This window comes from Bacillus sp. FSL M7-1345 (genome assembly GCF_038006985.1).
Lineage (GTDB): Bacteria > Bacillota > Bacilli > Bacillales > Bacillaceae_G > Bacillus_A > Bacillus_A cereus_U.
Genome location: NZ_JBBOWG010000001.1, coordinates 4,933,022 through 4,952,858, shown reverse-complemented (window position 1 = coordinate 4,952,858; position 19,837 = coordinate 4,933,022). Strand labels below are relative to the sequence as shown.

The following is a 19,837-nucleotide window of genomic DNA, read 5'->3' as shown; positions in this document are numbered from 1 at the left end:
AAACATTGAAAAGAGGAAGCATCTTAAGTGAGATGCTTCCTCTTTTATGCTTAATCTAACACTTTTCCCTTTGTTTCGGGTACACATAATAGCATCGTAATCAATCCGATTGGATAGATAATAAAAATTAGGGACAACGCTCCAAGTAGATTGCCGCCCGTAGCGAGTAATCCAATAATAACCGGTCCAAATCCAGCTAACCCACGCCCTGTGCCGAAAATAAAGTTTTCTGCCGTAGAGCGAGCTTCAGCAGGATAATTTTCAGCTAAAATCGCTCCGAATCCTCCCATCATTCCATTTGCAAAGAATCCAAGTAGGGCACTTCCCCATAACAATGATGTCGCATCTGTGAATAGGAAGAAGTAAATGAGGCAGTATATAGTACCGCCAATATAATATAATGAAAATGTTTTGCGGCGGCCAATTTTATCGGCTAGAATACCAAAGGTTGCAATTCCAATTAGCATACCAATAGTAGAAATGAACATCCAACCGCTTGCTTTTGCTAATGTATAGTTATATTTATTCGCTAAAATAGTTGGCATCCATGTGAAAATTCCATAATATCCGAAGTTCTGGATAAATGACATGATAATAAGACCAATTGTTGTTATTGTTACTTTTTTACTTGCAAATAACTTTCGAAGTGGGAACTTTTTCATTTGTTTTAGTTGTTCTGCTTCAGTAGTCGTTAAATTACCTTCATCTTCTTTTTGTAACAATTCCTTTTTGTAGCGTTGTTTTTGTTCCCATATTTTCGGTTCACTTAAACTTTTACGTACATAGACAGCTAGTAAAGCTGGAATTAGTCCAAATAAGAAAACAGCTCTCCATCCAAAATGCGGGACGATAAATGCTGGAAGGAGTGAAGCAACCAGGACGCCAAATTGCCAGCCAAGTGCAACAACTGATGTCGCTTTAGCGCGCATTTCTTTAGACCATGTTTCTGTTACGATGGCCATTCCAATCCCGAATTCACCACCAACGCCCATTCCAACTAAAAAGCGAAGAATTAATAATTGCCAATAATCTGTTGCGAAATAAATAAGTGCGGTTGCTAGTGAAAATAGTAAGATTGTAAAGGCCATTGTACGAATACGACCGAATAAATCAGCAATAAATCCGAATAAATAGGAACCAATTAACATCCCAATTGTTGTGGCTAATGTTAAGTTCCCTCCCTCGACAGGGCTAAGGTGAAATTCTTTTAGAATGTAGACAAGTACGAAAGATAAGAGCAACATATCTAATCCTTCTGCTGCATATCCTAGCGCAGAACCAAATAATGTTTTATATCTTTTTTCTTTCGTCTCCTCTGTTGTTGGTTGTACATCAGTAGTAATGTTCATTATTACTCCTCCTAATTTTCTTCTACAGTCGCTATGGAAGAATAACAAAAGGCCTTCTCACCTGATATGATGAGAAGGCCAAAAAGCATACGTAGCCCCCTTATAAGAGAACATACGTATATTATATTCCGACTTCCTTCTCAACCTCACGGGGTTGGGTTAAAGGACTGTATTATATTACTTTATTTTTAGCACTCTTCTACTAGATTGTCAAATAAAGGGGCGATTGTTATGTGTAAAATATTTCAAAAAGCATTTCATTCTTCTTGACGCACGCTTCATTATTTTCCCATAATAAAACTAACTAATATAAAAAGGAATGAATCACAGATGCTAAATTTAGTACTTATGATGATTGAACGCGTCGGACTTATTGTTATTTTAGGATTTTTACTTTCTCATATTAAAACGTTCCGGCGTCTTCTTCATAAGCAAGACGGATATGTAGATAAGTTTAAGCTTATTTGTATTTTTTCAGTGTTTACAATTGTGAGCAATTACACAGGGATTGAAATAGCAGGAAATACTATTATGAATGAAAATTGGTTACAAGGTGTTTCATCATCCAGCACAATTGCGAATACACGAATTATGGGTGTGGGAATTAGTGGGTTGCTAGGTGGTCCTATCGTCGGAATTGGAGTAGGTTCTATTGCGGGTATTCATCGTTATATGCTTGGCGGGACCACGGCAGTAAGTTGTGCAATCTCATCAATTTTGGCTGGGATTATAACAGGTTATATTGGATACATCTTCAAAAAATATAACCGTACTATTACACCTAAATTTTCTGCGGTTTTAAGTGTTTTTATCGTTACTTTAGAAATGCTTATGATTCTATTAATTATAGAAGATGGACTTAGTGTTGTGAAAACAATTGCGCTACCGATGATTCTTGTAAATAGTTTTGGCAGTTTTATTTTACTTTCGATGATACTAGCTATTTTACGACAAGAAGAAAACGCAAAAGCTTTACAAACGCATAAAGTATTACGAATTGCTGATAAGACGTTACCATATTTCCGCCAAGGGTTAACGGAAGAGTCTTGTAAACATGTGGCACAAATTATTCACCGCTTTACAGGAACAGATGCGGTATCCTTAACAGATACAGAGAAAATCTTAGCTCACGTTGGATTAGCATCAGATCATCATATTCCTTCACACAGTTTAATAACAGGTTTATCAAAAGAAGTATTAAAAACAGGGGAAATAATGAAGGCGAAATCACGTGAGATTATTAATTGTCAACATGAAGGGTGTCCATTACAAGCGGCAGTTGTTATTCCATTAACTTCACATGGAAATACGATAGGAACATTAAAACTTTATTTTAAAAACTCTAATCAATTAAGTCGTGTTGAAGAAGAGTTAGCGGAAGGGCTAGCGAAAATATTCTCCACACAGCTTGAGTTAGGTGAAGCTGAGTTACAAAGTAAGTTATTGCAAGATGCCGAAATAAAAGCGCTGCAAGCACAAATCAATCCGCATTTTTTATTTAATGCAATTAATACAGTATCAGCTTTATGCCGAACAGATGTAGAGAAGGCGAGAAAATTATTATTGCAGCTTAGCGTTTATTTTCGTTGTAATTTGCAAGGGGCACGACAATTACTTATTCCATTAGAACAAGAGTTGAATCATGTACATGCATATTTATCGTTAGAGCAAGCGAGATTTCCGAATAAGTATGAAGTGAAGATGTACATTGAAGAGGCGCTAAAGGTGACTTTAGTTCCACCATTTGTGCTTCAGTTATTAGTTGAAAATGCATTGCGCCATGCTTTTCCGAAAAAGCAGCCAGTGTGCCAAGTCGAGGTACATGTGTTTGAAAAAGAAGGAATGGTTCACTTTGAAGTGAAGGATAATGGACAAGGGATTGAGATTGAACGTCTAGAGCAATTAGGAAAAATGGTAGTTCCATCAAAGAAAGGGACTGGAACAGCTTTATATAATATTAATGAACGACTTATCGGGTTATTTGGGAAAGAGACAATGCTTCAAATTGAAAGTGAATTGGAGCAAGGGACAAAGATCCTCTTTGTAATTCCGAAAAAAGTAGAGGAGGAAAAACGGAGTGTTAAAAGTATTAGTAGTTGATGATGAAATGTTAGCACGGGATGAATTGAAATATTTATTAGAGCAAACAAAAGAAGTAGAGATAATTGGTGAGGCGGATTGTGTAGAGGATGCATTAGAAGAATTAATGAAAAACAAACCAGATATTGTTTTTCTAGATATTCAGTTATCTGATGATAACGGATTTGAAATCGCAAATATATTAAAGAAAATGAAAAATCCACCTTCAATTGTGTTTGCTACTGCATATGATCAATATGCGCTGCAAGCATTTGAAGTAGATGCATTAGATTACATTTTAAAGCCATTTGATGAAGAACGTATCGTACAGACATTAAAGAAATATAAAAAACAAAAGCAAATAAAATTAGAAACAAAGCAAGATGTAACGACCGAAATGCATAAATTAGCATTACCGATTGAGGAATCAATTGTACTTGTTAATATTGAAGATATTATTTATGTGGGGCTTGTAGATGGGAAAGTAACTGTAAAAACAATGAAAGAAACATATGTAACACATGATACGCTTGTCATTTTGGAAAAGAAATTACCACAAACAATTTTTATGCGTGTTCATCGTAGTTTCGTTGCTAATATTAATCATATTTCTGAAATACAGCCGTGGTTTAATTCGACTTATAACTTAATTATGAAAGAGGGATCCAAAGTCCCAGTTAGCCGTACATATGCAAAAGAACTTAAAAAGCTGCTTCGTATTTAAGAAGCAGCTTTTGTATTTCACCGTATGATTATTGTAATTGGCTGTATATATTTGACATCCCGTTATGTAAACGCTTACTTTGATGTTTATATCCTATAAAATAAAGGTACCAAATCAAAAGAGGTGGCCAAAATGAGCACAAAAAAAGTATATGGTTTTCTATCACAAATATTCGTTTTTTCAGCTATTATGTTAGTTTCTAATATTATCGCAACCCATTTACCAATTCCGATGCCTTCATCAGTAATCGGGTTAGTCGTTTTATTTAGTCTATTATGTTTAAAGGTTATTAAATTGGAGCAAGTTGAATCACTCGGAACAGCTTTAACAGGTATTATCGGATTCCTTTTCGTCCCGTCAGGTATTTCAGTTATTAACTCTCTTGGTGTAATGAGCCAATATTTCGTACAAATTCTAACTGTAATCGTTGTCGCAACAATTATTTTACTTGCTGTAACAGGTTTATTTGCACAATTGATTTTAGGTAAAGATGACAAAGAAACAAAAGATACAAAAGAGTTGAAAGTTGTAAACAAAGGAAGCAAACACGGAAAAGTCGCGTGACTATTTTAGACCATACATGGTTAGGAGGTAATGAACATGACAAGCACAATGACTCCATATTTCGGAATCGTCGTTTCATTAATTGCATACGGAATCGGAACGTTTTTATTCAAACACTCAAAAGGATTCTTCTTATTTACACCATTATTCGTAGCAATGGTATTAGGGATTGTATTTTTAAAGGTAGGTAACTTTACCTTTGAGGAATATAATACGGGCGGAAAGATGATTAGTTTCTTCTTAGAACCAGCAACAATCGCATTTGCAATTCCATTATATAAACAAGTTGATAAGTTAAAAAAATATTGGTGGCAAATTTTATCGGCTATCGTGGTTGGATCTATTTGTTCAGTGGTTGTTGTGTTCATTGTCGCAAAAGCAATTGGTTTAGATACAGCTGTAATGAACTCAATGTTACCGCAGGCAGCAACAACAGCAATTGCATTACCAATCTCTGAAAGTATCGGTGGTATTCCAGCAATTACATCATTTGCAGTTATCTTTAATGCAGTTATCGTATACGCATTAGGAGCTTTATTCTTAAAAACATTTAGAGTTAAACATCCGATTGCTAAAGGTTTAGCTCTTGGAACAGCGGGACATGCGTTAGGGGTTGCAGTAGGTATCGAAATGGGTGAAGTAGAAGCAGCTATGGCAAGTATCGCTGTGACAGTAGTTGGTGTTGTAACAGTAGTTATCATTCCGATGTTTATGCCATTCATTGGGTAATATAACTTACTTAAAAAAATATAAAAGCAAGCTATTTGTAGGACGGATTTCTACTGATAGCTTGCTTTTTATGTTACAGTAGTGGTAAGACCTATTGAAGAATAAAAGTTTCCTTAAATCTTCATTAATACTGTGCATAATGCGTTTTGAAATAGGTCATTGTATTGTAAAATAAGAAGTAACATAATATATAGCACAATTAACGAGCGGTTAAGGTTGAAGATAAATTGCTCGCAATGGCTTTAATATTAAAGGATAATTATAAGTAGAGAATAGAGAGAGCTACTTGTTAAAGTTTTACTTTATAGGACAGGAGAGAGTACTCGTCGATTATGCAAATAAAAAACCTGTTTCAAAGCAAAGGATTTCAGAGGTTAATCGTATTAGTATTACTTGCTCTCATATTGTATGGGATGCAAAGTATGTTAAATTTAATTTTAATTACGTTTATGTTGACGTATTTAATGGATCGATTCCAAAAGTTTATTTCTCGTAAATTAGATCATTTCATGCCAATTAATCGGAAAATTATTATAGCGCTTTTATATGTAATGTTAGTGGCAGGAATTGCCATTACGCTATTTAAATATTTACCGGTATTAACAATACAAATTTCACAATTGATTTATCAATTCAATGTATTTTTAAGAAATCCACCTGATAGTGAATTAATTAAGTATGCAGTTAATGCTGTGAATCATATGGAGCTTTCTAAATATATAGGGCAAGGCGTAGACATTTTGTATAAATCTATTACGAATGTTGGGAAATTTGGCCTTCAAGTTTTACTTTCTGTAATTTTGAGCTTATTTTTCTTACTTGAAAAAGCACGTATTGTTGCTTTTACTTCGAAATTTAAAGAAAGTCGACTTGCAATTTTTTATAACGAAATAGAGTATTTCGGAAAGAAATTTGCACGTTCATTCGGAAAAGTAATCGAAGCACAATTTTTAATTGCAATTGTTAACTGTGTTTTATCTGTTATCGCATTATGGATATTAGGATTCCCTCAATTACTAGGTTTAGCGTTAATGATTTTCTTGCTTGGTTTAATTCCAGTGGCGGGTGTTATTATCTCGTTATTCCCACTCTGTATGATTGCTTACAATATCGGCGGTATTATGTATGTCGTTTATATTGTAGTTATCGTAACAGTAATTCATGCGCTTGAAAGTTATGTATTAAATCCGAAGTTTATGTCACAAAAAACAAATTTACCAATCTTCTACACATTTATGGTGTTAATTTTTTCTGAGCATTTCTTAGGTGTATGGGGGCTTATTATCGGTATCCCAATCTTCATATTCTTATTAGATGTTTTAGATGTGACAAGTGATGAAACTGAGAAGGATTTTTCTAAAAAATAAAGTAAGAAAAAGCATCGATATTCGATGCTTTTTCTTTTATAAAGTATGGTATTCTATGCCATACTGTAAGAAGAATATACAATTGGGGTGAAATAATGGCTATAAATGAAAAGAAGGAATTAGCTACATTTGCTGGTGGGTGTTTCTGGTGCATGGTTTCGCCGTTTGAAGAGATGGAAGGGATTATACAGGTTGTTTCAGGCTATACAGGTGGCCATAAAGAGAATCCAACGTATAAAGAAGTGTGCTCGGAAACAACTGGGCATTATGAAGCAGTACAAATTACATTTGATGCAAATAAAATGCCGTATGAAGAGTTGTTAAATATATATTGGAGACAGATTGACCCGACTGATATGGGGGGGCAATTCCACGACCGTGGACAGTCTTATGAAACAGTGATTTTTTATCATAATGAAGAACAACATAAAAAGGCAGAGGTTTCAAAAGAAGAGCTTGAGAAGAGTGGACGTTTTTCGAAGCCGGTTGCTACAAAAATATTGCCAGCTACTACGTTTTATCTGGCTGAAGAATATCATCAAGGCTATCATAAGAAAAACACATTCCGCTATGAGTTATACCGTAAAGGATCAGGACGAGATACTTTTATTAAACAACATTGGCCAAAGAATAATGCTCATTTAAAAGAAAGATTAAACGAGATGCAGTTTTATGTAACACAGGAAAATGGAACTGAACCGCCTTTTCAAAATGAATATTGGAATCATAAAGAAGAAGGGCTTTATGTAGATATTGCTTCGGGTGAACCATTATTTACTTCTTTCGATAAGTTCGATAGCGGCTGTGGATGGCCGAGTTTTACGAAACCAGTTATGTCAGCTAGTGTGAAAGAGAAAATGGATGTTAGCCATAATATGACGCGTACGGAAGTGAGAAGTAAAGAAGGAGATTCACATCTGGGGCATGTATTTCCAGACGGTCCAGGACCAAATGGCCTTCGTTACTGTATTAATTCAGCAGCGCTACGCTTTATTCAAAAAGAAGAGTTAGAAAAAGAAGGATATGGTGATTTTCTAATCTTGTTTGGGAATAAAAAATAACCTCGCAGTCAGCGAGGTTATTTTTTATTTTACTTTTTTCTTTTTAAATTTGCTTAGTGCTTCATAAACGATTGGAACAATAAGAAGTGTTAATAACGTTGAACTTGTTAATCCACCAATTACGGTTACGCCAAGTCCTTTAGAAATTAAGCCGCTACCTTCAAATCCTAATGCAAGCGGGATAAGAGCCCCGATTGTTGCAATTGCAGTCATTAAGATAGGACGCAGGCGTGTTGCACCAGCTTCTAATAATGCTTCACGTGTTGATAGGCCGTCATTTTCTTTATGAATAACGCGGTCAATGAGCACGATAGCGTTTGTTACAACGATACCAATTAGCATAAGAGCCCCAATCATCGCAGATACACTTAACGTTTCGCCAGAGATTAGTAAGGCAACGAGTGCACCGATGATTGTGAATGGTAGCGAGAATAAAATTGCGAATGGTGCAAGGGCACCGCCAAATGTAACAACAAGAACGAAGTATACAATAGCAATCGCAGCTAACATCGCTAAGCCAAGTTGTTTGAATGATTCTTGAATGTCTTGTGTAACACCGCCCATAGAAACATCTACACCAGAAGGAAGATCCATTTTATCTACTTCTTTTTGAACAGCGGCAGATGCTTTTGAAACGTCATCAGATGTTAATTTCGCACTAACCGCCGCATAAACACGGCCATCACGATGTGTTACTGTGTTAGAAGTTTCACCTTCTTTTACAGTCATAACATCTTTAACAGCAACTTCATTACCAAGTGGCGTTGTAATTTTACGATTTGTTAAGTCATCGATCGTTTCATAGTTTTGTTTTTCAGTTTCTACATATACATTTATATCTTTACTGTCTTTTTTAATTGTTGTTAGAACAGGGCGATCGTGTTGATTCGAAAGTCCCATCCCAATTTGAGCAGCAGTTAGCCCCATTTTACTTAACTTTTCTTGATCAGCGACTAAAGTATATTCTGCATATGTTTTTGCAACACTAGAGTCTACGTCTTTTAAATCTTTATTTTTCTTCATGATATTTTGAATGTCTTTCACGACAGGCTTAATTTCTTCAGAGCTATCTCCATAAACGTATAGCTTAATTTCGTTACTACCGCCACTTGCTCCGAAATCTTGGTTTTTCCATTCACCTTTTCCAGACATCTTTTGTAAATCTTTAACGACTTGTTCTTTCTCTTTTTCAAAGTTTTTCGTATCGTTATCATATTGAACGAAGAACATTGCTTGATTTGATTGACCAGGGCTCATTGGGTTTTCGCCACCTAATGAGAATTGAATTGTTTTGACGTCTTTTTTATCTTGGAAATGCTTCTCAGCTTTCGTTGCGATTTTTTCAACGTCGTCTAACGTTTGACCTGGCTCAGGATTGTATGTTGCAATGATCATTTTTTCTTCTTCAGATGGTAAGAAGCTTACACCGATAATTGGCACAAGAGCAAGACTACCAACTAATAGAAGGACAGCGATACTTGATGTAATAATTTTATGGTTTAACGCCCATTCAAGTATACGTTTATATCCGTTTGCTAATTTGCTTGGTTTTTCCTCATGATGTACTTCTTTTTCTCTCATGCTTTCCTTCTTGAATAAGGAATGTGCTAGCATCGGTACAATTGTAACTGCCACAAGTAAGGAAGCGAGTAGGGCAAAAACAATTGTTAAAGCAAATGGTAAGAACATTTCACCAATCATACCTTTTACAAGTCCAAGAGGTAAGAATACAGCGATTGTTACAATTGTAGAAGACATAATTGGGATAAACATTTCTTTCGTAGCTTCACGAATTAAATCTTTTCCACGTAATTTTTCTTCTGATAACGACATACGTCGGTAAATATTTTCAATAACAACAATGGAGTCATCGACGACACGTCCGATAGCGACTGTCATTGCTCCAAGTGTCATGATGTTAAGCGTAATATCCATTTGTTTTATGACTAAGACAGCAATTAATAAAGAAAGTGGTATAGAAACGACAGAGATTAGCGTTGTTCGAATGTTTCGCAGGAACAACATAATAATAACAATTGCAAAGATAGCACCGAAAATAGCTTTGCTAAGCATTGTTTCGACTGATTTTTCAATAGGCGCACCTTGATCGAATGTTGAAATAATCTCTAAGTCTTTATATTTTTTCTCAAGGTCTTTTACTTTATCTTTAACTGCATTTACAACATCAACTGTATTCGCATCAGCAGCCTTCACAATTTGAATTCCGATTGCTTCTTTTCCATTTGTTCGAGAAATAGACTCTGCTTTTCCGACTTCTTTAATATCAGCAATTTCTTCTAATGTAACCGTTGGTATGCCGTTCATAGCGGCTGGATTCATCTGTGGTGCTTGTGTTCCAGCACCAGCATTTTGATTACCTTGACCATTCGGTGATGAAGGGATAGCTGGAATTTTTAATTCTTTTAATGCTTTAATTGTTGTAATGTTACCATCTACAACAACTGATTTTTCCGTATCTTTAAATGTATATAAGCCAAGTGGTAACGATACGTCCGAACCTTTAATCATATTTTTTACGGTATCTTCACTTAAACCTAATTCTTTCATCTTATCTTTTTTGAAGACAAGCTGTACTTCGTCTACTTGTTGACCTGCGATTTGAACAGATGCGACACCATCAAGTCCTTTTAATCCAGGAACAACATTTTTTTCTACATTTTCTGTTAAGGCAGCTAAAGATTCATTTTTACTTGCTACGCTTAATGAAATAACAGGAAAGGCATTAAAGTTTACTCGTGAGACTTTCGGGTCTTTCACACCTTCGGGCAGTTTCACGTTTGCGAGCGATTCTTTAATTTCCGTTTCGGCTTTTTCCATATTTTTATCAAAATCATATTCTACCTGAATAGAAGATGCGTTTTGATAAGATGATGAACTAACAACGTTTACACCACTTAAATTTTGGAGTTGCTCTTCCATTGGTTTTGAAATTTTATCAGCTACTTCTTCTGGTGTAGCACCAGGATAAACCGTAGTTACTGTTACAATAGGCGTTGTAATATCAGGGATTGTTTCTAACTTCATATTCATCCCAGAATAAATGCCTGCAATGGTAACAATAATGGTTAGTAGCCAAACCGCGAACTTATTTTTTAACGAGAAATTGATGAGTTTGTTCATGTTTGCGCTCCCTTTTTATTGTATTGACCAATCGGTCAGTCTAATACATAATATAACTGACTAGTCGGTCAATCGTCAATGAAAAGAGATGCTATAATAAAGTTAAACTTTAATCAGTGGGGTATTTTTTCCACCACACTGATTAGTAGCCCGCGCCAATCGGATTTTCACGTGCGGTTAATCTTCCGCCTAACTTTCTTGCCGTTAATCGGATTTTGGGGTGGGGATATTACTGCACGTTAATGCGGGATACATTTATAATAGGATGCGAGATTAAATTTAGGAGCGAAAGTATGAGAGAAAAAGAGCGCTTAATTATAGAGATGGCTATGAAGTTATTTGCGAATAAGGGTGTAAATGCAACATCAGTACAAGAGATCGTCACAGCTTGTGGTATATCAAAAGGGGCTTTTTATTTGTATTTTAAATCGAAAGATGAGCTTTTATTAGCGACACTTCGATATTATTATGACAAAATCCAAAAGAAAATGCTGGATATTGAAAAAGAGTCGTTATTACCACGTGAAAAATTTGAAAAACAATTATATTTTCAGTTTACTGATGTGCAAAAACATAAAGAATTTATTATTATGCATGCAAGAGAAAATGCCATTCCATTTAATAAAGAAGTAGAAGAGTTTATGGTGCGGATGAAGTTAGAATCCCATGCATTTTATCGGAATAGCTTACTGTCTATTTATGGTGAAGAGGTCAGTCCGTATTTATTAGATTTGGTAATTATGGTGGAAGGGATATTCCGTGGATATTTAGAACTCATTATTTTACAAGCACCAGAAATTGATTTATCGTATGTCGCGGCTTTTATTTTAAAAAGGATAGACCATTTAGTAGATGGACTGGTGGAATCTTCGGAAGAACCCGTTTTGCATGAAGAAAGGCTGGGAGAATTTCTTTGTAAATCAGAGCTCATTAAGGAGCAGGTTAAGGAACATTTTCTAAAAGAAATTATTGTGTTTAAACGTACATTAGCTGATCAATTAGAAGATGAGGAATTGCTTGTTACGCTAGATGTTTTGGAGGCGGAAATGAGGTTGTTAAATCCAAGGATTCCAGTTATTCAAGGGATGTTGTCTAATTTAGAGGCATATCCAAATTTAAAAGAATTCCGCTTGCGACTTATGGGATATTACAATATAAAAAGGTAACAATGATGTTTTTCATTGTTACCTTTTTTTTATACGTGCACTTTTTCTTTTTTCTGTGCAGTCGCTTCTTTTTCAATGTTAATTGTTTCTTTCACGATATAAATCGGACGGTTTTTACTTTCGTCATAAATACGAGCAATATACTGACCTACAATTCCAAGGCCAAGTAATTGAATGCCGCTAAAGAATGTAATTGCGACCATAATAGATGCCCAACCTGTTTGAGTATCATTTCCGATGATTTTCACAGTAATTGTATACAGTAAGACAATTATGGAAATGAGAACTGATAATAAGCCTAAAGACATAACGATTCGTAACGGTTTTGTCGAAAATGCAATGATTCCATCGGATGCAAACTTAATCATTTTCTTTAATGGATATTTTGTTTCACCAGCAAAGCGCTCATCACGTTCATATTCAACATACGTTTGGCGGAAGCCAACCCAAGACATCATGCCGCGAATAAAGCGATTTCGTTCCGTCATTTGATTAAAAACATCAGCAACTTTGCGATCGATGATTCGGAAATCACCTGTATCTTTTGGAATATCGATATCAGACATATAGTTTAAGAATTTATAGAAATATTTAGCAGTTAACAGTTTGAACCAAGTTTCACCTTTACGTTGTTTACGTTTTGCATAAACAACTTCATATCCTTCTTCCCATTTGGCAATAAGTTCAGGAATAACTTCTGGTGGATCTTGTAAGTCTGCATCTATAATTACAATAGCGTCACCTTTTGCAGCAGCAATACCAGCAGTAACAGCTATTTGATGTCCGAAGTTGCGTGCAAAATTAACAACTTTTGTACGATAATCATTTGCAGATATTTCTGATAGGATTTCCATTGTACGATCTGTACTACCGTCGTTTACAAAAACCAATTCATAATTAATATTATTTTGCAGCATAACGGACTTTAAACGATTATAACATTCCTGTGCTACTTCTTCCTCGAAGTACATAGGAACTACAATCGAAATTAATTTTTCCATTTTGTATCCTCCGTAGTTTTAATAAATTGCTTCAATTTTTTAATTAGTAGGGCTTTCGGTTTCATTAAATGTCCAAATTTTATTAAGGAAAAAGTTCATAATCATTCCGACGCCAATTGCAAAGATCTGTGCAATAAATGTATTGAAAGCAAGTTTATCTACTAATATAAACAAACTTAATGTATTAAAAGCTAATACAATTAAATTTACAGTTAGAAATTTGAAAAACACTGACGTGCTTTTATTGCTAGATTTAAACACCCAATTTTTATTCCAGTAGTAGCTATTAGCAACACCAAGTAAATATGAAATGGTATTCGCAACGAGATAATTCATTCCAAGTTTTACTAATATCATGAAGCTAATAATTGTAATGAGTGTATTAAAGATTCCTACTAAACCAAACTTTAAGAGTTTCTCCATAATAGTATCCTCATCTTTATAAAATATATAAATAAAATAGGAAATGTAGAAAAGTTATTCATACATAACAAACACTAATTATAACATAGTTTATACTGAAACGTTAATAAAATTGATTTGCTTTAATTTTACGGGATTTTAAATTTATTTGATATTTTACTTAGAAAAATCCGCTATACAGGTACTTATATTTTTAAAAGTATAGATGATGATTGGCCGGGTGTATGTATACAGCAGTCTTAATACGCTTAATGTACAGTTTGTATGGAACTATTGAAGGTTACTTGAGCACGTATATGGGTTATAATGGAAGTGAAAATGATTATTTTTTGATTTTTCTGTTTAACTGACTAAGTATGGAATTGTTATATTGTATAACTATATCTTTGTATCAATGTTTAAAGGAGTAGATTATATTGGAATTATTTTCAAAAGGGTTATCGACTCTTTCTACACGTGCGGTATACATGATATACGGTGTTTTTGCCTCAATATTAATTATTTTTCAGATACCCAAAAATACAATTATGCAATGATATTAACAGGGGTTGTGCTTTTATGTACAATTGGGCCTATATCCTTAGAAAATGTTCATCATATCTAGAAAAATCAAATGAGAAAAAATGCTTTTTTGTATTAGTCATTATTTTCTTAGTAGTTAAATTAACATGGGTTCTTATGTACCGAATTGAGCCACTGGTTGATTATGCTACTTTTTATTATACTGCAGAAGCATTAAGTGAAGAATTTGTTATTAATAATAGATATATCGTGTTATTTCCACATATTTTTGGTTATGCCTCATTTTTAAGTATTTTCTTAAAAATATTTGGAGCTAGTCATATGGTAGCACCTATTGTAAATGTTGTTTTAACTACAATATCAATGGGATTGATATATGTTATATCTAGAAAAATTGGTGGAGTTAAAACAGCAATAACAGCAAGTGTTTTGTGGATAGTATTGCCTTCTCAGACGATTTATAACATGTTTGCAATTTCAGAGCCACTATATTGTACAATATTGTTATTAATTTGGACGATTATGATTATTGTTCATGAGAAGATTCATAATATAAATATAAAAAAATTAGTGGTGTATTCGATTTTATTAGCGGCACTATTTGCATTAATGAATATGGTACGACCAATTGCAGCAGTTCCAATCATCGCTCTATGCGTGTGGTTTTTTATTGTTGGTGAATTCTTGCTGTTTTAGAATAAGGCATTTAACGTTAATAAACATAAGTATCAAAAAACTGCCCCGCAATTTTAGATGGTGTCCAATAATTGCGGGGCAGCATGCGAACCTTTGGAATTGTAGCTTTATCCTTTTGAAATCTTTCTTTTCGAAATAAGACGATAACATAAATACAATCCATATCCTTGAATCATTGTAAAGCTAGGAATAATGAAGTATCGATATCTCGTTTGGTATTCGATTAAGAAATGAACAGTTATGTAACCAATGATTAATAATAAAAATAGTGTGTAATGTGTGTTGTTTTGCTTAGTTACGATGAGATAAAGAAGCGCCAACGTACAAAATAGCATAGCTGTAATATACATATACTTTTCGTATTTCGTAAGGGTGTCTTTTAAAGTAATCATATCAGGGTCTGTTTTTTCTAGCGACAGTAGACTCCACATTGGGGCGGAATCAAAATCTGCCCACATGAGTGTGAACTTATCGCCGAATAAAGATAAAACTTGTTTTGGATCAGCTATTCGCTCTTGAATCAATTTTTTTTCAGCTGCTGTTCGTTCTTCACCAATGTCAAAGGACATAATGTATCCAGCATCTGCTGCAGAATAACCACCCTTTGTTTCGTGATTAAATCCTACTGTAAATTTCCAGAGAGGATCACGGTTAGATAGAGGGTATTGTGTAATTCCAGCAGATATAAATGCATAGCTTACAATGTAATGTACGAGGTAAAAAACGATGAAAATCCCACAAAGTTTTTTAATTGAATTGAAAATGTTTTGTTTTGATTGTCCTAATATACCTTGTAAAAAGATGTAAATAGTTATTGCAATCAAAATGATAGCACCAAGTGGACGCATAAGATCCCCTACTGACAGAGAAAGACCTATAAAAATCCACATATATTTATGACTTAGGCCTTTTGTAACTAATAAATAAAACCCAAGATAAAATAGGAATACAGCAAGGTGTTGATTCGTTAGTACTGAGCTCAGCACAATACTTGGAATATATAATGCATATAGTAGTCCAGCTATTCTTCCAGACCATTCGTTAAATATATGAGAAGTTAGTTTGTAAACTAAGAATGTCGTTCCTGTACAATACAATACATTTAAAAACTTTAGAAGGAAGGGCCCTTCACCAAATAATTTAATAATAAAAGCTTGGTACATTGTAAATCCGAGTTGATAAACCCATGAAGTATAATATGTACTTTGTGCAAAACTAAAATCACCTTTAGTAGCTTGAATGGCACTATTGTACATTACTGCAAAATCAGATTCGATTGGAGTTTGAACATTGAAAACCCAAATTAATCGAATCGAAAAAGCTAAAATGATAAGCGAAATAGTAAATACCATTTTCGACATATATTTATTAGAAATATAGCCGATAAATAAAAGTAAAAGGCCTAGTATAATAATTACTGGGAGTATTATAAGGAGACGTGTATTGGTATATTCTCTAGTCACAACTATTGATTGAAACGTGATCGCTGCAGAAATAATGAGACATAGTATCAATAAACATTTCACAAAAAAGGTATTAAGTTTCAAGAAAAATGTACTTTGCATTATGCTTAAAAACTCCTTATTAATTTTTATGACAATTATAAAGTTAAATCCCTTTACATGTTTATTACGATGATGTAAAGGGATGCTTTTAGGTAATTAAGAATTTTCTTGGGCCCATTTTTCTACATCCCAAGTTTTTGTTATCCAACCTTCATAAAATTCTGGTTCGTGACATACAAGAAGAATAGTTCCTTTATATGCCTTCATTGCTTTTTGTAGTTCTTCTTTTGCTGTAACATCAAGGTGATTTGTTGGCTCATCAAAGAGTAACCAGTTACTTTCTTCGCCCATTAGCTTACATAAACGAACTTTTGCCTGTTCGCCACCGCTTAATTGGTTCAGAGGGCGAGATATATGTTCATTTTTTAAACCGCATTTTGCTAACATTGCACGTACTTGATGTTGATCTAAGCTAGGGAATGTATTCCAAACATCATCAATTGGTGTTATATGATCAGCTTTTACTTCTTGCTCGAAGTATGATGGGCTTAAGAAGTCACCGAGGCTAGTTTTTCCGCTTAATGGTTTAATCTTACCTAAAATTGTCTTTAATAGTGTTGACTTACCGACACCATTACATCCAACGATTGCAATTTTTTCACCGCGTTCAATTGTCATTGATAATTTTGGTAATAATGGATGTGAATATCCAATTTCTACATTTTCTCCTTCAAAGACGAATCGACTGCTTGCACGACTTTCTTTAAATGAAAACTCAGGTTTAATAGCTGTTTCAGGGCGATCGATACGCTCCATACGATCCAGTTGTTTTTGACGACTCTTTGCACGGCCTGTCGTTGAATAACGAGCTTTATTTTTCGCAATGAAATCTTCTTGCTTTTTAATAAATTCTTTTTGTTTTTCATAAGCGTTTATATGTTGGTTTTTATTGATTTCCGCTAGCTCTAGGAACTTTTCATATGTCGCTGTATAACGCGTCATTTTTGTGAATTCTAGATGGAAAATAACATCGACACATTTATTCATAAATTCCGTATCATGGGAAATTAATAGGAATGCATGTGGATATTCTTTTAAATAAGTTGTTAACCAATGAATATGTTCAACGTCTAGATAGTTGGTAGGTTCATCCAATAGTAATACTTCTGGTTGTTCAAGTAGTAACTTTGCAAGTAATACTTTTGTACGTTGTCCACCACTTAATGCCGCAACATCACGATCTAAACCAATTGCGTCAATTCCAAGACCACGCGCTGCTTCCTCAATTTTCATATCTAATAAATAGAAACCACCTGCTTCAAGAGCATCTTGTATTTCTGCCATTTGCTCAAGAAGTTCCTCTAACTCTTCTGTTGTAGCAGTTCCCATTTTTTCTGTAACTTCATTTAAAGCTTTTTCTTTTTCAAATAAAGGTAAAAACGCATCTGCTAATACATCACGAATTGTGCGACCAGGTGTTAAAATTGTATGTTGATCTAAGTAACCATAATTTGTACCAGGTGTCCATTCTACACGACCTTCATCGTGAATAAGCTGACCAGTAATTATATTCATAAATGTTGATTTACCAACACCGTTTGCTCCAACTAATCCAACATGCTCTCCTGCGAGTAAGCGCATGGATACGTCTTTAAATAATGTGCGATCACCAAATGTATGACCTAATTTTTCAACAGTTAATAAGCTCATAATGTCCTCCGTTCATTTCTAAATAGTGTCTTGAATCATGATACTAAATTCTTTGATATAATGCTATCATTTCAAAAATGTATATTTTGAAAAAAATAAGTTGCATTATTTTGGAAAAAATATATAATAATAATTGAACAGTGGTTAATTAAATCGTGAGGTATAAAAAATGTCGCCAAGAAGAGCAGTCAAACAAGAGTTAACAAGAGAAATGATTATGAATGCAGCCAGAGATTTATTTGTACAGCAAGGATATCAACACACTTCAATGCGTAAAATTGCGACGGAACTAGGTTATAGCCATGGTTCAATTTATTATCATTTTAAAAATAAAGCTGAACTTTTTTATGCAATGGTAGAACAAGACTTTCAATTGCTAAATAAAAAGTTAGATGAGATTAGTAAAAGACACTTATCTCAAGAAGATCAGTTAAAAGCGGTTTTATTTGGTTTTATAGAGTTTGGTTTAAAAAATCAAAGTCATTATGAAATTATGTTTTTAATTAAAGATGATGAGTTAAAGGAATGTCTAGCAGACGGCCCGAATGTTAGTTATGAAAAATTTGCAAAGGTTGTTTTTTCTTTATGTAATAAAAGAATAGATACAATGATGATATGGTCTGTCTTTTTATCATTACATGGGTTTGTAGCGCATTATTGCGGAAGTGGGCAAACATTTGAAGAATTAAAGGGGTTCGCTCAAGCACATGTAGAGTTTATTTCAAAATCGCTTCTAATGTAAGTGATTTTCTTTTTACTATTAATTGAACAGCGGTTAATTAATTGGAGGGGAATTAGGATGAGAAAAGCGTTAGTACTGGGAGCGTCTGGAGCAATGGGATATGCGATTACAAAGGAGTTATGTAATAGAGGAATTGATGTGATTGCTTTTGCAAGAAATAAGAGGAAGCTGGAGAATTTATTTCAAGGAGAAGAACGGATACAAATAGTAGCAGGAGATGTATTTGTAAAAGCGGATATAATGGATACTGCGAAAGACGTAGATGCTATATTCCATGCTATAAATATCCCCTATTCGGATTGGGAAGAGAAGCAACCTAAACTATTAAGAAACATATTGGAAGTAACAAAAGAGAATAATATTAAGTTAGGGATCGTTGATAATATTTATGCATATGGTATGCAAAATCAAGGGCTCGTTAAAGAAGATGCTGAAAAGAAACCTCATACGAAGAAGGGGAAAATTCGATTACAACTTGAAATGATGGCAGTGCGGAGTGGTGTCCAAATGTTTATTGCTCATTTTCCGGATTTTTACGGCCCGAAAGCAGAAAGTACACTCGTTCAGCATACTTTAAATGGCGTACTTGCGAATAAAATATCTAGCTTTGTTGGAGATAAGCGGATTGCGCGTGAGTATATTTTTACGCCAGATGGTGCGAAAGCCATGGTAGAATTAGCGTTACGTGATGAGGCTTATGGGCAACATTGGAATATACCAGGTTGTGGTGTTATTACAGGAGAAGAAATGATTCAACATATACGTGAACTAACGGGATATACAAAACGAGTAATGACTGTAAAAGGGGGTATGATCAAGTTCATTGGTTTATTTGATAAGCAGATGAAAGAATATGTCGAAATGTTATATTTGACAGAAAAACCAGTTATGTTAAGTGGGGAAAAATATGAGGAGCATATAGGTATTCTACCTAAAACTCCATATTATGAAGGATTAAAAGAAACAATTTTATATATGAATAATAATAGTGAATAAAAAAACCGTCCCAAAATACCTTTTGGGACGGTTTTTCTTGTTAATAGGCAGGTTAGTCTTTT

Annotated in this window: 15 protein-coding genes and 2 pseudogenes; 11 read left to right on the top strand and 6 right to left on the bottom strand. The window is 34.2% G+C overall.

The features are described 5' to 3' along the window. Positions 1-50: 50 nt before the first annotated feature. Entirely contained in the window at positions 51-1,349 is a 1,299-nt protein-coding gene (locus MHB76_RS25865; RefSeq protein ID WP_016106785.1) for an MFS transporter, read from the bottom strand. A 330-nt stretch (positions 1,350-1,679) separates the two neighbouring features. Between MHB76_RS25865 and lytS the strand changes: the two genes are divergently transcribed. The 7 genes and pseudogenes from lytS to msrB all read left to right on the top strand — a co-directional run bounded on the left by lytS (position 1,680) and on the right by msrB (position 7,873). Next, the gene (gene lytS / locus MHB76_RS25860) at positions 1,680-3,449 is read left to right on the top strand and encodes a two-component system sensor histidine kinase LytS (RefSeq protein ID WP_002113187.1); all 1,770 of its coding nucleotides are present in this window, start codon (positions 1,680-1,682) and stop codon (positions 3,447-3,449) included. Then, positions 3,427-4,152, top strand: coding sequence for a LytR/AlgR family response regulator transcription factor (locus tag MHB76_RS25855; RefSeq protein ID WP_016106783.1), 726 nt, complete (start codon positions 3,427-3,429; stop codon positions 4,150-4,152). Before lytS ends, MHB76_RS25855 begins: the two co-directional genes overlap by 23 nt. 132 nt (positions 4,153-4,284) lie before the next feature. Continuing rightward, positions 4,285-4,716, top strand: coding sequence for an antiholin-like murein hydrolase modulator LrgA (gene lrgA, locus MHB76_RS25850; protein ID WP_016106782.1), 432 nt, complete (start codon positions 4,285-4,287; stop codon positions 4,714-4,716). A gap of 36 nt (positions 4,717-4,752) precedes the next feature. Then, positions 4,753-5,445 (top strand): antiholin-like protein LrgB, encoded by a 693-nt coding sequence (lrgB, locus tag MHB76_RS25845; RefSeq protein ID WP_002144612.1) that lies wholly within the window; start codon positions 4,753-4,755, stop codon positions 5,443-5,445. A gap of 332 nt (positions 5,446-5,777) precedes the next feature. Beyond that, positions 5,778-6,812 carry an AI-2E family transporter gene (locus MHB76_RS25840; RefSeq protein ID WP_078174621.1) on the top strand — a complete coding sequence of 345 codons (1,035 nt, stop codon included), beginning with the start codon at positions 5,778-5,780 and terminating at the stop codon, positions 6,810-6,812. Between the two features lie 95 nt (positions 6,813-6,907). After that, positions 6,908-7,375, top strand: a pseudogene (msrA, locus tag MHB76_RS26375) (peptide-methionine (S)-S-oxide reductase MsrA); the annotation flags it as partial. 45 nt (positions 7,376-7,420) lie between these two features. Continuing rightward, entirely contained in the window at positions 7,421-7,873 is a 453-nt protein-coding gene (msrB, locus tag MHB76_RS26370; RefSeq protein ID WP_372343026.1) for a peptide-methionine (R)-S-oxide reductase MsrB, read from the top strand. A 24-nt stretch (positions 7,874-7,897) separates the two neighbouring features. Here msrB and MHB76_RS25830 read toward each other — a convergent pair whose 3' ends face one another. Further along, on the bottom strand, positions 7,898-11,014 hold the full coding sequence (locus MHB76_RS25830) for an efflux RND transporter permease subunit (protein WP_078174623.1): 3,117 nt from the start codon (positions 11,012-11,014) through the stop codon (positions 7,898-7,900). Positions 11,015-11,307: 293 nt separating this feature from the next. Between MHB76_RS25830 and MHB76_RS25825 the strand changes: the two genes are divergently transcribed. After that, positions 11,308-12,180: a TetR/AcrR family transcriptional regulator gene (locus MHB76_RS25825; protein ID WP_078174624.1), complete on the top strand. Its 873-nt coding sequence runs from the start codon at positions 11,308-11,310 to the stop codon at positions 12,178-12,180. Between the two features lie 29 nt (positions 12,181-12,209). On the opposite strand, the gene MHB76_RS25820 is transcribed toward MHB76_RS25825, so the two are convergent. Together MHB76_RS25820 and MHB76_RS25815 are read right to left on the bottom strand one after the other, a co-directional pair. After that, positions 12,210-13,181 (bottom strand): glycosyltransferase family 2 protein, encoded by a 972-nt coding sequence (locus MHB76_RS25820; RefSeq protein WP_016106777.1) that lies wholly within the window; start codon positions 13,179-13,181, stop codon positions 12,210-12,212. 39 nt (positions 13,182-13,220) lie between these two features. After that, the gene (locus MHB76_RS25815) at positions 13,221-13,604 is read right to left on the bottom strand and encodes a GtrA family protein (RefSeq protein ID WP_078174625.1); all 384 of its coding nucleotides are present in this window, start codon (positions 13,602-13,604) and stop codon (positions 13,221-13,223) included. A gap of 416 nt (positions 13,605-14,020) precedes the next feature. Between MHB76_RS25815 and MHB76_RS25810 the strand changes: the two are divergent. Beyond that, a pseudogene (locus MHB76_RS25810) lies at positions 14,021-14,801 on the top strand (glycosyltransferase family 39 protein); the annotation flags it as partial. Between the two features lie 128 nt (positions 14,802-14,929). On the opposite strand, the gene MHB76_RS25805 reads toward MHB76_RS25810, so the two are convergent. Both MHB76_RS25805 and abc-f read right to left on the bottom strand, forming a co-directional pair. Continuing rightward, the gene (locus MHB76_RS25805) at positions 14,930-16,387 is read right to left on the bottom strand and encodes a glycosyltransferase family 39 protein (RefSeq protein WP_078174626.1); all 1,458 of its coding nucleotides are present in this window, start codon (positions 16,385-16,387) and stop codon (positions 14,930-14,932) included. A gap of 96 nt (positions 16,388-16,483) precedes the next feature. Beyond that, positions 16,484-18,037, bottom strand: coding sequence for a ribosomal protection-like ABC-F family protein (gene abc-f, locus MHB76_RS25800; protein ID WP_078174627.1), 1,554 nt, complete (start codon positions 18,035-18,037; stop codon positions 16,484-16,486). Between the two features lie 169 nt (positions 18,038-18,206). Here abc-f and MHB76_RS25795 point away from each other — a divergent pair, with 169 nt between their 5' ends. Together MHB76_RS25795 and MHB76_RS25790 are read left to right on the top strand one after the other, a co-directional pair. Next, positions 18,207-18,779, top strand: coding sequence for a TetR/AcrR family transcriptional regulator (locus MHB76_RS25795; protein WP_002159702.1), 573 nt, complete (start codon positions 18,207-18,209; stop codon positions 18,777-18,779). A gap of 57 nt (positions 18,780-18,836) precedes the next feature. After that, complete coding sequence (locus MHB76_RS25790; RefSeq protein ID WP_078174629.1) at positions 18,837-19,775, top strand: SDR family NAD(P)-dependent oxidoreductase; 939 nt, start codon at positions 18,837-18,839, stop codon at positions 19,773-19,775. Positions 19,776-19,837 lie beyond the last annotated feature (62 nt).

Bases quoted from the DNA above. Each gene is read 5' to 3' on its own strand.
- MHB76_RS25865 (WP_016106785.1), bottom strand. From the start codon at position 1,349: ATGAACATTACTACTGATGTACAACCAACAACAGAGGAGACGAAAGAA.
- lytS (WP_002113187.1), top strand. From the start codon at position 1,680: ATGCTAAATTTAGTACTTATGATGATTGAACGCGTCGGACTTATTGTT.
- lrgA (WP_016106782.1), top strand. From the start codon at position 4,285: ATGAGCACAAAAAAAGTATATGGTTTTCTATCACAAATATTCGTTTTT.
- lrgB (WP_002144612.1), top strand. From the start codon at position 4,753: ATGACAAGCACAATGACTCCATATTTCGGAATCGTCGTTTCATTAATT.
- MHB76_RS25840 (WP_078174621.1), top strand. From the start codon at position 5,778: ATGCAAATAAAAAACCTGTTTCAAAGCAAAGGATTTCAGAGGTTAATC.
- MHB76_RS25830 (WP_078174623.1), bottom strand. From the start codon at position 11,014: ATGAACAAACTCATCAATTTCTCGTTAAAAAATAAGTTCGCGGTTTGG.
- MHB76_RS25825 (WP_078174624.1), top strand. From the start codon at position 11,308: ATGAGAGAAAAAGAGCGCTTAATTATAGAGATGGCTATGAAGTTATTT.
- MHB76_RS25820 (WP_016106777.1), bottom strand. From the start codon at position 13,181: ATGGAAAAATTAATTTCGATTGTAGTTCCTATGTACTTCGAGGAAGAA.
- MHB76_RS25815 (WP_078174625.1), bottom strand. From the start codon at position 13,604: ATGGAGAAACTCTTAAAGTTTGGTTTAGTAGGAATCTTTAATACACTC.
- MHB76_RS25805 (WP_078174626.1), bottom strand. From the start codon at position 16,387: ATGCAAAGTACATTTTTCTTGAAACTTAATACCTTTTTTGTGAAATGT.
- abc-f (WP_078174627.1), bottom strand. From the start codon at position 18,037: ATGAGCTTATTAACTGTTGAAAAATTAGGTCATACATTTGGTGATCGC.
- MHB76_RS25795 (WP_002159702.1), top strand. From the start codon at position 18,207: ATGTCGCCAAGAAGAGCAGTCAAACAAGAGTTAACAAGAGAAATGATT.
- MHB76_RS25790 (WP_078174629.1), top strand. From the start codon at position 18,837: ATGAGAAAAGCGTTAGTACTGGGAGCGTCTGGAGCAATGGGATATGCG.